We start from the raw sequence: 15,409 nt of genomic DNA, 5'->3' as shown, positions 1-15,409 counted from the left end.
GCATAGAGAAAGCGGCTGACTGCTTATTTTTTTGCTTTTTTATTTATTTCACGTTTATCTAGCTCACGCAAATGCGCTAATTTTTCCGCTATTTTACCCTCAAGACCACGTGGCGTGGGGGAGTAAAATTGTTGCGGTGGCAAATCATCTGGAAAGTAGTTCTCGCCTGCGGCATAGGCATCTGGCTCATTGTGCGCATAACGATACTCTTTACCGTAATCCAGCGCTTTCATGAGCTTAGTTGGCGCATTGCGTAAATGTAATGGCACGGTACGTGATTTATCTTGTGCAACAAAGGCCTTAGCCTGATTGTATGCCATGTAAGCTGCATTACTCTTGGCGGCTACTGCCAGATATATCACGGCATTGGATAACGCCAACTCACCCTCAGGTGAGCCTAGCCGCTCATAAATCTGACAGGCTTCCAGTGCCATGGTCTGCGCACGTGGGTCTGCAATGCCAATATCTTCAACCGCCATCCGCACAATACGGCGCCCCAGATAAAGCGGGTCTGCCCCACCATCTATCATGCGTAAAAACCAGTATAAAGCAGCATCGGGATTAGAGCCGCGTACTGATTTATGCAAAGCTGAGATTTGATCATAAAATGCTTCGCCACCCTTATCAAAGCGGCGTAGCTTACTCGCCATTGTGGTCTGCAAGAACGCCTCATCAATTTCAGAGATGCCTGCACCTTGTGCAGCGTTAAACAAGCCCTCGGCAAAGTTAAGCAAGCGTCGTGCATCGCCATCGGCATAAGCCAACACTTGCTCACGTACTTCTGGCGTAATGGTTAACTCTGCCGCCACTAGCTGCTGTGCGCGATCGAGCAATAGCGATAGCTCAGCTTCTGACAGTGAGTTAAGCACAAACACCTGCGCACGGCTTAACAACGCACTGTTTACCTCAAAAGAGGGGTTTTCGGTTGTGGCACCGATAAAGGTAATCAAACCACTTTCTACAAATGGCAAAAATGCATCTTGCTGACCTTTGTTAAAGCGGTGCACCTCATCCACAAACAGTATAGTTTTACGTCCGTGCTGCTGCAAAGTATGCTCTGCACGCTCTACTGCCTCACGGATATCTTTAATGCCAGATAGCACCGCAGAAATAGGGATAAACTCAGCATCGGCCGTATTGGCGATGAGGCGAGCCAAGGTAGTTTTACCTACACCGGGCGGACCCCATAAAATCATAGAAGGTAACTTACCAGACTGAAAAGCCAAGCGCAACGGCTTGCCCACGCCTAGCAGATGCGACTGGCCGACGACCTCGTCTAACGCCTTAGGGCGTAATCGCTCAGCGAGTGGTGCTTGTGGGGTGTTGGGTTCAAATAGACTGTTCAAAATAAATAGGTATCTTTCGCCACTTGTTACTCGCCCACCACATCCACACCTTTTGGTGGCTTGAATAAAAATGACTTTTCATCCAGCTTAGGGTTTACCTCTACGTTGTTAAATACAATTTTAGTGTAGTGCCCAAAACTATCTAACAACGCCATTTCTTGAATCTGGTTATCTTTGAAACCCAGCAATATCTTTTCAAAACCAGACTCTTTATCCTTAGGATGCGCACTCACCCAATTTAAATTATCACGATTGCCTGCATTAGCCAGCGTAAAAGTCTCTTCTATGGCCTTACCACCAGCCAACAATGCAGCAGGGCTGGAGCCCAACGCCTTACCGATATCACGCACAGTCACCTGAGCCAGCTCGGTGTCATATAACCACACCTGCTTACCATCACTAATGATTTGCTGCTCATATGGCTTGTTGTAATCCCACCTAAACTTATTAGGGCGCTTGAGCTGCATAGTGCCTTGCACCTCTTGCACTTTACGCCCTTGCTTATCGGTGACCACTTGGTGAAAATTGGCACGTACCGCCTGCGTTTTTTCATAGAACGCTTTTACGCTATCCATGCCATCTGCATGTGCAGTTTGCGCCAAGAAAAGTACGGGCAATACCAGTAAACCGTTGATGAAATGCAAACGAGTGTTTTGCAGTTTTTTAATAATATTCATTAAGTCAGTATGTTTTTCTTTAAAAATTAAGGCTCATGATGCGGCGCTAATACTTCACGGTTACCGTTGCTTTGCATCGCAGAAACCAAACCTGCACGCTCCATATCTTCAATCAAACGTGCGGCACGGTTATAGCCTATACGCAGCTGGCGTTGTACTGATGAAATACTGGCGCGGCGTGATTTAAGCACAATACCCACCGCCTCGTCATAAAGCGGATCAACCTCTGAGCCGCCATTGCTTGAGCTACCAGCCGCAAAATCTGCACTGCCGGCTTCTTCGGTTTCGTTGGTTAGAATACCGTCGATGTAATTCGGTTCACCTTGGGCTTTAAGATAATCTACAACCTTGTGTACTTCCTGGTCTGACACAAAAGCGCCGTGAATACGCAGCGGGTAACCGGTGCCTGGCGGCATATAGAGCATATCACCCTGTCCCAGCAAGGCTTCCGCGCCCATTTGGTCCAAAATGGTACGTGAGTCGATCTTGCTGGAAACCTGGAACGAAATACGGGTTGGCACGTTGGCTTTAATCAAGCCAGTAATCACATCCACCGACGGACGCTGCGTTGCCAATACCAAGTGTATGCCAGAAGCACGCGCCTTTTGCGCTAAACGTGCAATCAGCTCCTCCACCTTTTTACCTACGACCATCATCAAGTCTGCCAACTCGTCTATCACTACAACGATTAATGGCATTTCTTCCAACGGTTCCGGCTCGTCTGGCGTTAAGCTGAATGGATGTGGGATTTTCTCTCCGGCTTTATCTGCGTCTTTAATTTTTTGGTTATAGCCCGCAAGATTACGCACGCCTAACATAGACATCAATTTATAGCGGCGCTCCATCTCCGCTACGCACCAATTCAAGGCATTGGCAGCTTGGCGCATATCGGTCACTACTGGCGCTAACAGATGTGGAATCCCCTCGTAGACTGATAGCTCCAGCATTTTAGGGTCAATTAGAATCATACGCACCTGGCTGGCGTCTGCTTTATAAAGCACGCTTAGAATCAGCGCGTTAATGGCAACAGACTTACCTGAGCCAGTGGTACCGGCAACCAGTACGTGCGGCATTTTAGCTAAATCAGCAACCGCAGGTTTACCGCCGATATCTTTACCTAAAGAAATAGCCAGGGGCGAATGTATATCTGCATACGCCTGGCTGCCCATGATTTCTGATAAATGTACAATCTGGCGTTTAGGGTTAGGAATCTCTAAACCCATGCAGGTTTTTCCAGGTATTGTTTCCACTACACGCACGCTAACTACAGATAAAGCGCGTGCTAAGTCTTTTACCAGATTAGTAACCTGGCTGCCTTTAACCCCAGCCGCTGGCTCTAGCTCATAACGTGTAATCACAGGGCCAGGCAACGCCGTTAGCACTTTGACTTCAATACCAAAGTCCATCAGTTTGCGTTCTATCAAACGCGAGGTGAAATCCAGAGTTTCAGCAGAAGGTAACTCCACGGTGCCTGAAGGCTCATCCAATAAGTGGATAGGCGGCAATGGTGTATCAGGATGCGTATCAAACAATGGCACTTGTTTTTCTTTTTGCACGCGAACACTTTGTGCGATTTCAAGCACAGGGGCTTCAATTTGCACCGGCTCACGATCCACCACACGCTTACGTTCACTTTTAACGTACTCGATACGCTCTTGCTCAACGGCTTTACCGGCTTTTCTGTCCTGCCAGTCTTGCCATTTAAGCGTAATGAATGCATAGCTGGCAATTAAAAATGCGCCAAATTTTTCGGTGATCATGATCCATGACCAACCTGTAAACAAGCTAAAACCAACAACAAATAGCAACAGCAGCAGCATGCTAGAGCCTGTATAGCCAAACAGGCTACGTAAACCTGCGTCCACAGCATTACCCAACATACCGCCCGCGCTATCGGGCAGCACCGCTGGCAAGTCTATCAGGTGCCCGGCTTCCAAAGCGCTTGAGGAGACCAGCAGTAAAGCAAAGCCAAAGAAGTTAAATAGTAAGAACGGCTTTTCGCTCTGATCGACAACCTCTAAGGTTAAATACACAAACCACATGGCATAAAAGGCTAATACCACCCACCACCATGCAGAAAAGCCAAATACATACAGTAATAAATCAGAAATCCAGGCACCGACACTGCCGCCACCGTTCTGAATCACAGCACTATCAGGTGCAATGTGTGACCAAGAGGAATCGTTAGGGTTATAAGTAAAAAGAATGACCGTAATATACAGCCCGATGAGCACTAAACCCAGCCACCAAGCTTCTTTAATGAGCGTATTAGCGAGGGCATTAGATTTAATTACTTCAGCTTCACGGCGAGCATTAACTGGTTTAGATTTTTTGAAAAACAAGATAAACCTTTAACGTATTTTAAGTGTCGGATTTAATTATAGCAGTATCAAAGTCGCTGCGTAGCGATTAGAATATCATTCTCAATTCGAATCATAAAACGTCGTAAACCCTTAATCAGAGTCTCATGAGGAGTTCAAATGGATATTGGCATTAAAGAACAAGATAGAAAAAATATTGCTCAGGGTCTTTCACATCTATTAGCGGATACCTACACGTTATATTTGAAAACACATTACTTTCATTGGAACGTCACAGGCCCAATGTTCAACACACTGCACTTGATGTTCGAAACACAATACAACGAACTGGCACTGGCCGTTGACTTAGTAGCTGAGCGTATTCGTGCATTAGATGTTTACGCACCGGGCACTTATCGCGATTTTGCCAAATTAAGTTCAATTAAAGAGTCTGAATCTGTGCCTAAAGCACAAGACATGATTGCCGAGCTGGTAGCTGGTCATGAGGCAGTATGCCGCACAGCACGTAGCGTATTCCCAAGTGCGGACGCTGCCTCGGATGAAGCAACCGCAGACTTACTCACACAGCGTTTACAAACCCATGAAAAAACCGCATGGATGCTACGGAGTCTGCTAGAAAAATAATACGACCTTCAAGCCAAGATGACAGTCCCGCAAATTACTTAAGCGCACGAGCATGCGCTTGGCGATTGCAGACCTAGGCAAAAGCGATTGCAATCGCCATCACTTAAACTTGAAAAACAAAGCAACATACCCAACGTACTAGATACAACCTTAATTTAAGAAAGCAATCATTATGGCAACACGTCACGCCAAATTACTTATTTTGGGCTCAGGCCCTGCTGGTTATTCAGCTGCAGTTTATGCTGCACGCGCAAACCTCAAACCTGTATTAATTACCGGTATTGCACAAGGTGGTCAGTTAATGACGACAACCGAGGTTGATAACTGGCCTGCAGATGCAGATGGCGTGCAAGGTCCGGAGTTGATGGCACGTTTTCAAAAGCATGCAGAACGCTTTAACACTGAAATGATTTTTGACCACATTCATACCACACACCTCAAAGAAAAGCCGATTCGTTTAGTGGGCGATAGTGGCGAGTACACATGTGATGCCTTGATTATTGCCACCGGAGCATCGGCCAAGTATTTAGGTCTGCCAAGTGAAGAGGCATTCTCAGGTAAGGGTGTGTCCGCCTGCGCAACTTGTGATGGCTTCTTCTATAGAAATCAAGAGGTTGCTGTGATTGGTGGCGGCAACACTGCGGTTGAAGAGGCTTTATATTTAGCCAATATCGCAAGTAAAGTTACACTGGTGCACCGCCGTGATAAATTTAAGGCAGAAGCGATTTTGGTAGACAAACTGATGGCGCGCGTAGCTGAAGGCAAAATCGTACTGGAAACATTTGCCACCTTGGATGAAGTGCTGGGTGATAACACTGGCGTGACTGGCATGCGCATTAAGAATGTAACTGACGGCAGCACCAAAGACGTTGCATTACAAGGCGTGTTTATTGCGATTGGCCACAAACCAAATACAGACATTTTTGAAGGCCAGCTTGAAATGGAAGGCGGCTACATCGTGACGCAAATGGGTCGTGCAGGCAATGCAACTGCCACTAGCGTACTAGGTGTATTTGCAGCAGGCGATGTGCAAGATCATATTTACCGCCAAGCCGTCACTAGTGCAGGCACAGGCTGTATGGCCGCACTAGATGCAGAGCGTTATTTAGATCACTTGAAATAAGTAAGAATGAGGGCAATGCCCGCATTGCCCTCACTTACCCGAGTTAAAATCCAGGCATTCACATTGTGGAAGACGCAAAAGACAACGAATCTGAACTGTTTTTAGAAGCAGTTAAGGACGCGCGGCCACTCAAACCCAAGCGAGTGCATCACGCACCACTGCGCCCCAAACCAATCCCCAAACAATTTATTCGCGATGAGCAACAAGCCCTAGCTGACTCGCTGAGCGATTACTATATACCGGCACATGACATAGAAACCGGTGAAGAACTGCTTTACCTGCGCGAGGGGCACTCCCCCGATATTTTAAGCAAGTTAAGGCGCGGCCACTGGGTGATACAGGCTGCCATTGACTTGCACGGTTTAATCAGTGATGAAGCGAGACTTTACGTAGCAACCTTTTTAAACGACTGCAAAAAACGTGGTATACGCTGCGTACGTATTGTGCATGGCAAAGGCTTAGGCTCACGTAACCGCGAGCCGGTACTTAAACACAAATTGCGTGGCTGGTTAATTCAGCGTGATGAAGTGATTGCCTACGCAGAAGCGCGCCGGCAAGATGGTGGCAGCGGCGCGGTGATTGTGCTGTTAAAAGCCTAAGCCACACAGCTGTCAGAACAGATTAAGCAATAAAACCATAGCCTACATAGACTAAGAGGCGCCCAATGACGCCTCTTGTTACGATCCTTATCTATCAGAATATTAGCGGGACATATAAAAGATAGACTTTTGGGTAATACGTTCTTTAGTCCCTAATGCCTCGACCTCAAACATGATTGGATGCGTACCGCTGCGTACTGCACCATCAGCAATTTGCAGGCTTACAGCAACTAATCGCTCATTGGCAGGCTCTACCGTGAACTCGGTTTTAGATGCCATCGACAAGCCATCGATGCCAGTCACTGATACGCGATAAGCCTCTTTAGCTTCAGTCACATTGGTAATTTGCAATTGATAGACATTTTCTACCTTACCACCTGAAACCAATCTGGACATCACACCGCGGTCACGATTCACATCCACTTTAAATGCAGGGCGCATTGCCAAAGAAGCAACCAAGCCGAGCGAAAGAAGCAACAGTAGAGCACTATAAATCAATACACGCGGACGCAATATTTTTTGAATCACTTGATGCTTAGTCCAATGCTGGGCCAGGCCATTTTGCGTTGTAAAGCGGATTAAGCCGCGCGGATAACTCATTTTATCCATAATGCTGTTACATGCGTCTACACATAAGCCGCAACTGATACATTCATATTGCAAGCCATTACGGATATCAATACCAACCGGGCAAACCTGCACACAGAAGTTGCAATCAATACAGTCGCCTAAGCCTTCCTGCTTAGCATCCACTTTTCTGGAGCGGCCACTACGTGGTTCGCCACGCTCTTGATCGTAAGTCACAATTAGCGTGTCGTTATCAAACATAGCACTTTGAAAACGCGCATAAGGACACATGTGTTTGCACACTTGCTCACGTAAAAAACCTGCATTGCCATAAGTAGCTAGGCCATAAAAACAGATCCAGAAAGTCTCCCAAGGGCTGAGTCTAACCTGAATAATGCTATCTAATAGCTCACGTATCGGTGAAAAATACCCTAAGAAAGTGAACCCTGTAAAAATTGAGAAACTAATCCAAGCCAGATGTTTCAACGATTTTATATATAGCTTTTTAACACCAAACTTAGACCCATCCAGACGGATACGTGCCGCTCTATCCCCCTCAATTTTACGTTCCATCCATAAAAATATTTCGGTGTAGACCGATTGTGGGCAAGAAAAACCACACCACAGCCTACCGGCAACCGCTGTAAACAGGAACAAAGCTAACGCTGCAATGATGAGAATAATCACCAGATAAATTAAGTCTTGCGGGTAAAGTACCAAGCCAAAAATATAGAAACGGTGGGTACTGATATCTAGCAACATCGCCTGCCGCTCGCCCCACTGCAGCCAAGGCACACCGTAAAACACAATTTGCGTGATCCATATCATCACCCAACGCCAGTTTTTGAAAAAACCGAAGGTATTGCGTGGGTATATCTTGGCCTGAGCCTCGTACATTGGCATAAAGCCACCCGGTGCAGGCGCTATCGGAATGACTTTCTTCGATGTGGTTTTAGCATCTTTCATTTGCAGTCCTTGCTTACAATAAAATAACTTAAGTTAAACTGATGTAAATCTTTGGTTTTATACAGCGATTAATGGTTTGGCGTGTTAGTTTTAATCGGCTGTCGATAAGATTTTTGGTAGGTATCGCTAAAGGTATGCAAGGCATCTAATGCCAACTGCGCATCATGACCCGGTTTAATCAGAAAGCTATCAAAGCCACATCTAGCCAAGTAATACACCGTATCAATCATCACATCCCCCACAGCTCTGAGCTCCCCATGCCATTGGTAGACATTTCTTAATAATTGCGCCAGTGAATACCCCCTGCCATCCGTATAATTTGGGAAATCTATCGCGATCAATGCAATATCGGCCTGACACAATGCATGTAGCTGGGTGCTGATAGCGTCATCAAAATCAGCATCTGAAGGAATAAATACAGCCACTGGAAATTGCCTGCCTTCCAATAACAAACGATGTGCAACCCAAGTATCAAAAGTCACCATCCAGACTGCATCATCGGGAGGAATCAACAATGCTTGCTCGTTATTTACATCAAAGCATTGCATCTCGTTCACAGTAAGCTGACCGCCACGAATTAAGTTTTGCTTAGATTCAGACATTGGCTTCCCTCACTAAGTTTGAAGTCTTTGCTAATAACGGGTCCATATAGACATCTTTCTTGAACGGCTCAATCCCGACACGATCAACCACATCAATAAACCGCTCTACATCACTCTCTCGGATTGATAAATATGTTTGAATTAATCGTGCAATGACATCTGGCACTTGCTCACGCGCAAACGATGGACCAATCACTCGCCCAATTGCTGCACTGGCGTTACTATCTCCACTTAATTTGGCATCAGTTTTAAGCGCGCCAGACTGCCTGCCGCCCAAGGTGATTTGGTACCACTCCTCACCCGCTTTATCCACGCCCAAAATGCCGATATGGCCTACATGATGATGGCCGCAAGAGTTCATGCAGCCAGATAAATTAAGGTCAAGCTCACCTATCTCGTGCACATAATCTAAATCGTCAAATTTTTGCTGGATAGCCTCTGCCACTGGGATAGAAACGGCATTTGCTAAGCTGCAGTAATCTCCGCCCGGGCAAGCAATGATGTTGGTAATTAGCCCAATATTAGGAGTTGCCAGATTAAGCACGCTCAGTTCTTGCCATAAGGCATAAAGCGACTTGGTTTTAACATCAGGCAAAATGATATTTTGCTCATGCGAAACACGTAGCTCACCAAAGCCGTAGTTGTCAGCCATTTCGGCCAGTACATCCATCTGGTCTGCAGTAATATCGCCTGGAGGGGAACCTGTCGCCTTTAGTGACACAGTCACCGATGAGTAACCGGCAATTTTATGACGGTGGATATTGGTGCGGAACCAGCGTGCAAAAGCCGGGTTGCCTTCTAAGTGGTGCGCAATGCTAGTGCCATCATCGTCTTGCAACTGCTTATAGCTGGGCCAGGTGAATTTATCTGCAATCGTGCTGACAAATTCTGCGGTCACTGTGTCGGCGCCACCCTTAATGCGCGCCCATTGTTCGCTTACCTGATTGGCAAACACTTCGGGCGTGAGGTCTTTGACCAAAATCTTGATGCGGGCCTTGTATTTGTTGTCGCGCCTACCATGTAGGTTATAAACTCGCAGTGTTGCCTGCAAGTAAGTCAGCAAGTCATACCAAGCCACAAAAGGATTAATCAGCTTGCCTACAAGCGGTGTTCTGCCTAAGCCACCGCCTACAAACACTCTAAAGCCAAACTCACCGTTGTGCTCAATCGCCTGCAAGCCGATGTCATGCACGCCGATGGCAGCTCGGTCTGTAACAGAACCGCTCACGGCGATTTTGAATTTACGTGGCAAAAATGCAAACTCAGGATGCAGCATAGACCACTGCCGAATAATTTCGCACCAGACCAAGGGGTTAATGATTTCGTCGTACGCCACTCCGGCAAAATGGTCAGTGGTGGTGTTGCGGATACAATTACCGCTAGTTTGAATCGCATGCATTTGCACGGTGGCAAGCTTAGCTAAAATATCAGGCGCGTCTTCCAAACGCGGCCAATTAAACTGAATATTTTGCCGCGTAGTAAGGTGGGCGTAGCCTTTATCCCAACGCCGCGCAACATAAGCCAAGGTACGCAGTTGGTTAGAGGTTAACATCCCGTAAGGGATTGCCACGCGTAGCATGGGAGCATGCCGCTGAATATACAATCCATTTTGCAAACGCAGCACTCGAAAATCATCTTCAGAGAGCTGACCGTTGAGAAAACGCTGCGTCTGCCCTCTGAACTGGGCAACCCGCTGCTCTACCAACTTCTGATCTATTTCATCATAGATATACATTTAATCACCTTAAAAATTGGCTTTGCTACAACAGCCAAGTTATTTTTTACAGTGACTAAAGCTTAAGGCTTGGTGCTAATGAATAACAGAGACAGATGCTTACGAAAAAAGCATAACAGATAGAAAATTCTTACGGTAAAGGCTGCGGCATTAATCCTAATACTAGCGTAGCCAATGTGGACAGCGCAGCTTCAATGCGTGCATCCCAAATATGCCCGTAGTTCAAACGGACATAGCTGGTAAAGTGGCGCTGCGCAGAAAATATCGGTCCAGGCGCAATGCTAATGCCATTATTGAGAGCAAGCTTATGCAACTCAAGTGCATTGACGCCATCTGGTAACTTAACCCATAAAAAGTAGCCGCCTTGCGGTAAGGTTAAGCAGGTGCCGGCAGGAAAATAGCGCTCAATGGCTTCTACGAACTTAATTTGATTTACTAATAAAGCATGGCGCAAATTGCGCAGATGCTTGTCATAACCGCCTTTTTGCAAATACTTAGCAATTCCCACCTGCGCTGGAACTGATGCAGAAATAGTGGTGGTTAATTTAAGCCGTGCTACCGCTTTGGCAAATCGCCCCGGTGCAACCCAGCCCACGCGGTAGCCAGGAGCAAGGCATTTAGAAAATGACGAACAATGCATCACCAGGCCTTCGGTATCAAAAGCCTTGGCTGGTACTGGCCGCTTATCACCAAAATATAACTCGCCGTAAACATCATCTTCAATCAACGGCAATTGATACTTGGTAATCAGTGCTACCAACGCTTGCTTCTTCTCGTTCGAAAGCAAGCTACCCAAAGGATTCTGAAAGTTAGTCATTAACCAGCAAGCTTTAGGCTGATGCTGCACAATGGCACGCTCCATTGCCGCTAAGTCTACCCCGTCTTTAGGGTGGCTAGGAATCTCAACCGCTCGTAAGCCAATGCGCTCTATGGATTGCAATGCCGCATAAAAGGTTGGTGACTCGATAAGTACAGTATCCCCAGGGCGGGCAACTGCCATCAGGCATAAATTCAATGCCTCTAACGCACCATTTGTCACTACAATTTCATCTGCCGTCACATGCAAGCCATCAACCATGTAACGTAAGGCAATCTGCCGCCTAAGGTTAATGTCCCCTGCGCTTAGATTATCTACACTGGCCCAAGGGTCCATAATCTGAACGCTAGACGCCATAGTCTTGGCTAGATTCGCCCGCGGAAACAACAGCGGACTAGGAAACGCAGAGCCTAAAGGCACGACGCTTTTGAGCCGAATTGACTCCAGCACCTCAAACACCAGTTCACTCACATCTACCTGTGTAGATTCTAATTGGCTCTCAATAACAGGCGCAGGTGAAGATGGCATACTCAGCGCACCGCCAGTGACAAAATATCCGGAGCGTTCACGCGCGGTAATTAGGCCTCTCGCCTCCAACAGGTAATATGCCTCTAGTACAGTTGCAGCACTTACATCACGGCTAACACTAGCTTGACGTACAGAAGGCAGCTTGTCTCCACGGCACAAAACCCCCTCTTGAATAGACTGGGCAATAGAGTTAGCAAGCTGCTCGTAAAGCTTCATAGCTTTCCTGTGATATTAAGTGTGTACAAATGGCATGCTACCTTATACGCCAGAAATTACTACCCAAGCCATGGCACTAGCTTATATAAAAACCAATGCTGGCTTCTAGCTAAAACAATGTCAAAACCATACTGAATCATTAAAATTTTTATAGATAAATGGCAGAAAATACATAAATACTGGTGCAAATCATAAAATAATTTAACTTATAACTATATGAATATATTAACAATTAAATAAATATTGAAATTATTTTAAATATTTTTTGCTTTTACCCTAAATAATCTAAATTTGCTGCCGTTAAAGAATCATAAGATACGGCAAAATTTAAACTTAATTTATCAACCTAATAACAATTTAAGACACGATTTTAAGGGCTAACATGTTTAATTCTTCAATAGATGGTTACGGCGGCATAAAAATGCCAATCAGCACGCAACAAACTACAGACGCGAAAGCTACTGCCCAAGCCAATAGCGCGAATCGTGCAGCATTAAAGTCAGTAGATACGTCTGATAATAGAACATCCACTGAAGCGAATAAAGACATGTTGACGGCAGCCGTCAACAAACTGAATGAACTGGTAGCGCCAGCGCTGCAAACGGTACAATTCTCGATGGATGAAGAGGCTGGTCGCATGATTGTAAAAGTCATCGATACGGCAACGCAAAAAACTATCAGGCAAATTCCTAATGAAGAGGTGTTAGCCTTTTCAAAAACACTGGGTAGACTACAAGGCCTAGTGGTAAGAGAACGCGCTTAATCAGGCTGCTTCTTGTCTGCTAAAAATACTTTAGCTGCATCACCTACAAAATAAGCATTTGCGGTTTTCATGTTACCGCAAATGCTTCATACGAACTATTTCACCCCAATACCAAGCCTAAACCGGCGCATTCAGCACCCAAGCTGATAACGCCCAAACCCTATAAACCTAACTCGCTCAAGCTGGCATAATCATCAGGTCTACGCCCTATCGGCCATAAAAACTTACGCTCAGTCTCTTTGATTGGTAAATCGTTAATACTGGCATAACGTAACTCCATTAAACCATTAGCATCAAACTGCCAGTTCTCATTGCCATAAGAACGGTACCACTGCCCAGAATCATCATGCCACTCATAGGCAAAGCGCACCGCAATACGGTTGTGGTCATACGCCCACAGCTCTTTAATTAAGCGGTACTCTAATTCACGCACCCATTTACGGGTTAAGAACGCAACAATTTGCTCACGCCCGGTTAAAAACTCTGCACGATTACGCCACTGGCTATCTGGCGTATATACAAGTGATACACGCTGCGGGTCTCGGCTATTCCAGCCATCTTCAGCCATGCGTACTTTCTGCATAGCAGTTTCACGCGTAAAGGGTGGTAACGGTGGCTTTACTTCATTGGCTGCAGACATTTCTTCACTCCTAAAGTATGAACATATTTAACTGACAAACCCGAGAAAAAACTAGTAACGCTATTCCCCCAAAAAGCCGCCGCTTTGGTGCGCCCATAACGTTGCATAGATACCGCCTTGTTTAATCAAGGCTTGGTGGTCACCCTCTTCTACAATTCTGCCATCATCCAGCACGATTAAGCGATCCATCGCGGCAATAGTGGAGAGCCTATGCGCAATTGCCACCACAGTTTTACCCTGCATCAAATCATACAGGCTAGCTTGTATTGCTTGCTCCACTTCCGAATCCAGCGCGCTGGTGGCTTCATCTAGCAGCAAGATGGGAGCGTCTTTTAAAATAACACGTGCAATCGCGATACGCTGACGCTGGCCGCCAGACAACTTCACGCCACGTTCGCCCACATGTGCATCATAACCGGTACGGCCTTTGGCATCACGCAAGCCTAAAATAAACTCATGGGCTTCTGCACGCTTTGCCGCATCAATCATCTCTTGCTCTGTGGCGCTTGGCCGCCCGTACAGAATATTGTCACGCACGCTGCGGTGCAGCAACGATGTATCTTGTGTCACCATTGCAATCTGGCTGCGTAAACTGTTTTGCGTCACATCGCGTACATCCTGGCCGTCGATTAACACACGGCCACTCTCTACATCATAAAAGCGTAGCAGCAAATTCACAATAGTGGATTTCCCAGCGCCAGAGCGCCCTACCAAGCCAACTTTTTCACCTGGTCGAATATTCAAACTCAAGGCTCTTAATACTGAGGTCTGCATGCCGTAGGCAAAATCTACCTGATCAAATATGATTTCACCAGTACTGACTTTTAATGCCGGTGCGTCAGGTTTGTCGATAATCTGCTGTGTTAAAGAAAGCGTATTTACCCCATCTTGCGCGGTGCCTATATGCTCATAAAGCGAGGTAAGCTCCCACATTACCCAATGCGAAATACCATTAAGACGCAGTGCCATAGCGGTAGCAGCAGCCACACCACCAACGCTCACCTCATTATGCGTCCATAACCACAGGGCAACACCAGAGGTTGCAATCACTAATAGCATATTAAGAATATGATTGGTAAATTCTACACCTGACACATAACGCATTTGCTTATGCACAGTACCTAAAAACTCACTCATGGCAGACTTTGCATAATAAGCCTCACGACCAGCATGTGAAAACAATTTCACCGTGCTGATATTGGTATAGGCATCTGTAATGCGCCCCGTCATTAAGGAGCGGGCATCCGCTTGATTTTGTGAAACTTTAGCCAGCCTTGGTACAAAGTAGCTAAGCGAAATCACATAACATACGACCCAGACCAAAAAAGGTAGTACCACTATGGCATTAAAATGCCCAACCACAGCCACCATAGTGACAAAGTAAATTACTACAAACACTAGGATATCCGCCACAATAAACCACACATCACGCACGGCTAGCGCAGTTTGCATCACCTTGGCAGAAACGCGGCCGGCAAATTCATCCTGATAAAAGCTCATGCTTTGCCCAAGCATTAAACGGTGAAAGTTCCAGCGTAAGCGCATAGGAAAATTACCAGCCAAGGTTTGATGCTTAATCAAGGTTTGCACGGCAATCAAAATACCGCTGAAAATGAGTAACCCAGCCAGAATCAATAAATGATTTTTTTCTGTTTGCCATAGCAGTGCAGGCGAGGTTTTGCTTAACCAATCCACCACCTTGCCCATCACTGCAAACAACATGGCTTCAAAGCCGCCAATCATGGCAGTAAAGAATGTCATCACTAAAATAAATAGGCGTGAGCCTTTGGTGCAAGACCATAAAAATGGCCATAACGCATTAGGTGGTGGTACGATTTCTTTTGCAGGAAAAGGATTTAACAGGTTTTCAAACCAGCGCAGCATA

General features: G+C 46.1%; 13 protein-coding genes. 4 read left to right on the top strand and 9 right to left on the bottom strand.

What is annotated here, in order from left to right; translation table 11 throughout:
- Window positions 1-23: 23 nt before the first annotated feature.
- Genes VGD82_RS10415 through VGD82_RS10405 form a run of 3 tightly spaced genes read right to left on the bottom strand, consistent with a single transcriptional unit; the run spans window position 24 to window position 4,365 of the window.
- Entirely contained in the window at window positions 24-1,346 is a 1,323-nt protein-coding gene (locus VGD82_RS10415) for a replication-associated recombination protein A (RefSeq protein WP_331020323.1), read from the bottom strand.
- A gap of 26 nt (window positions 1,347-1,372) precedes the next feature.
- On the bottom strand, window positions 1,373-2,023 hold the full coding sequence (gene lolA / locus VGD82_RS10410; RefSeq protein WP_331020322.1) for an outer membrane lipoprotein chaperone LolA: 651 nt from the start codon (window positions 2,021-2,023) through the stop codon (window positions 1,373-1,375).
- Between the two features lie 26 nt (window positions 2,024-2,049).
- The gene (locus tag VGD82_RS10405; protein ID WP_414684500.1) at window positions 2,050-4,365 is read right to left on the bottom strand and encodes a DNA translocase FtsK; all 2,316 of its coding nucleotides are present in this window, start codon (window positions 4,363-4,365) and stop codon (window positions 2,050-2,052) included.
- Between the two features lie 138 nt (window positions 4,366-4,503).
- Here VGD82_RS10405 and VGD82_RS10400 point away from each other — a divergent pair, with 138 nt between their 5' ends.
- The 3 genes from VGD82_RS10400 to VGD82_RS10390 all read left to right on the top strand — a co-directional run bounded on the left by VGD82_RS10400 (window position 4,504) and on the right by VGD82_RS10390 (window position 6,690).
- Window positions 4,504-4,968, top strand: a complete 465-nt coding sequence (locus tag VGD82_RS10400; protein WP_331020321.1) for a Dps family protein — start codon at window positions 4,504-4,506, stop codon at window positions 4,966-4,968.
- A gap of 172 nt (window positions 4,969-5,140) precedes the next feature.
- A complete protein-coding gene (gene trxB, locus VGD82_RS10395; RefSeq protein ID WP_331020320.1) occupies window positions 5,141-6,091 on the top strand; it encodes a thioredoxin-disulfide reductase in 951 nt (316 codons plus the stop codon).
- A 65-nt stretch (window positions 6,092-6,156) separates the two neighbouring features.
- Window positions 6,157-6,690 (top strand): Smr/MutS family protein, encoded by a 534-nt coding sequence (locus tag VGD82_RS10390; protein ID WP_135276343.1) that lies wholly within the window; start codon window positions 6,157-6,159, stop codon window positions 6,688-6,690.
- Between the two features lie 102 nt (window positions 6,691-6,792).
- On the opposite strand, the gene ccoG is transcribed toward VGD82_RS10390, so the two are convergent.
- From ccoG to VGD82_RS10370, 4 genes are all read right to left on the bottom strand, one after another.
- Entirely contained in the window at window positions 6,793-8,223 is a 1,431-nt protein-coding gene (ccoG, locus tag VGD82_RS10385) for a cytochrome c oxidase accessory protein CcoG (RefSeq protein WP_331020319.1), read from the bottom strand.
- 68 nt (window positions 8,224-8,291) lie between these two features.
- On the bottom strand, window positions 8,292-8,825 hold the full coding sequence (locus tag VGD82_RS10380) for a DUF934 domain-containing protein (protein ID WP_331020318.1): 534 nt from the start codon (window positions 8,823-8,825) through the stop codon (window positions 8,292-8,294).
- Window positions 8,818-10,560: a nitrite/sulfite reductase gene (locus tag VGD82_RS10375; protein WP_331020317.1), complete on the bottom strand. Its 1,743-nt coding sequence runs from the start codon at window positions 10,558-10,560 to the stop codon at window positions 8,818-8,820. Before VGD82_RS10375 ends, VGD82_RS10380 begins: the two co-directional genes overlap by 8 nt.
- Window positions 10,561-10,690: 130 nt before the next feature.
- The gene (locus VGD82_RS10370) at window positions 10,691-12,121 is read right to left on the bottom strand and encodes a PLP-dependent aminotransferase family protein (RefSeq protein ID WP_331020316.1); all 1,431 of its coding nucleotides are present in this window, start codon (window positions 12,119-12,121) and stop codon (window positions 10,691-10,693) included.
- Window positions 12,122-12,503: 382 nt separating this feature from the next.
- Here VGD82_RS10370 and VGD82_RS10365 point away from each other — a divergent pair, with 382 nt between their 5' ends.
- The gene (locus VGD82_RS10365; RefSeq protein WP_331020315.1) at window positions 12,504-12,884 is read left to right on the top strand and encodes a flagellar protein FlaG; all 381 of its coding nucleotides are present in this window, start codon (window positions 12,504-12,506) and stop codon (window positions 12,882-12,884) included.
- Window positions 12,885-13,044: 160 nt separating this feature from the next.
- Here VGD82_RS10365 and VGD82_RS10360 read toward each other — a convergent pair whose 3' ends face one another.
- Together VGD82_RS10360 and VGD82_RS10355 are read right to left on the bottom strand one after the other, a co-directional pair.
- On the bottom strand, window positions 13,045-13,524 hold the full coding sequence (locus VGD82_RS10360) for a nuclear transport factor 2 family protein (RefSeq protein ID WP_331020314.1): 480 nt from the start codon (window positions 13,522-13,524) through the stop codon (window positions 13,045-13,047).
- Between the two features lie 60 nt (window positions 13,525-13,584).
- A complete protein-coding gene (locus VGD82_RS10355) occupies window positions 13,585-15,408 on the bottom strand; it encodes an ABC transporter ATP-binding protein (RefSeq protein ID WP_331020313.1) in 1,824 nt (607 codons plus the stop codon).
- Between the last annotated feature and the right edge of the window lies 1 nt (window position 15,409).

The sequence above is a fragment of the Methylotenera sp. genome, assembly GCF_036401095.1.
GTDB lineage: Bacteria > Pseudomonadota > Gammaproteobacteria > Burkholderiales > Methylophilaceae > Methylotenera.
Note: the sequence above shows the minus strand (reverse complement) of the source record. Positions and strands in the feature narration are given on the sequence as shown.

Coding starts and splice junctions, on each gene's coding strand:
- VGD82_RS10400 (WP_331020321.1), top strand. CDS start 4,504: ATGGATATTGGCATTAAAGAACAAGATAGAAAAAATATTGCTCAGGGT.
- lolA (WP_331020322.1), bottom strand. CDS start 2,023: ATGAATATTATTAAAAAACTGCAAAACACTCGTTTGCATTTCATCAAC.
- VGD82_RS10380 (WP_331020318.1), bottom strand. CDS start 8,825: ATGTCTGAATCTAAGCAAAACTTAATTCGTGGCGGTCAGCTTACTGTG.
- VGD82_RS10365 (WP_331020315.1), top strand. CDS start 12,504: ATGTTTAATTCTTCAATAGATGGTTACGGCGGCATAAAAATGCCAATC.
- trxB (WP_331020320.1), top strand. CDS start 5,141: ATGGCAACACGTCACGCCAAATTACTTATTTTGGGCTCAGGCCCTGCT.
- ccoG (WP_331020319.1), bottom strand. CDS start 8,223: ATGAAAGATGCTAAAACCACATCGAAGAAAGTCATTCCGATAGCGCCT.
- VGD82_RS10355 (WP_331020313.1), bottom strand. CDS start 15,408: ATGCTGCGCTGGTTTGAAAACCTGTTAAATCCTTTTCCTGCAAAAGAA.
- VGD82_RS10375 (WP_331020317.1), bottom strand. CDS start 10,560: ATGTATATCTATGATGAAATAGATCAGAAGTTGGTAGAGCAGCGGGTT.
- VGD82_RS10360 (WP_331020314.1), bottom strand. CDS start 13,524: ATGTCTGCAGCCAATGAAGTAAAGCCACCGTTACCACCCTTTACGCGT.
- VGD82_RS10370 (WP_331020316.1), bottom strand. CDS start 12,121: ATGAAGCTTTACGAGCAGCTTGCTAACTCTATTGCCCAGTCTATTCAA.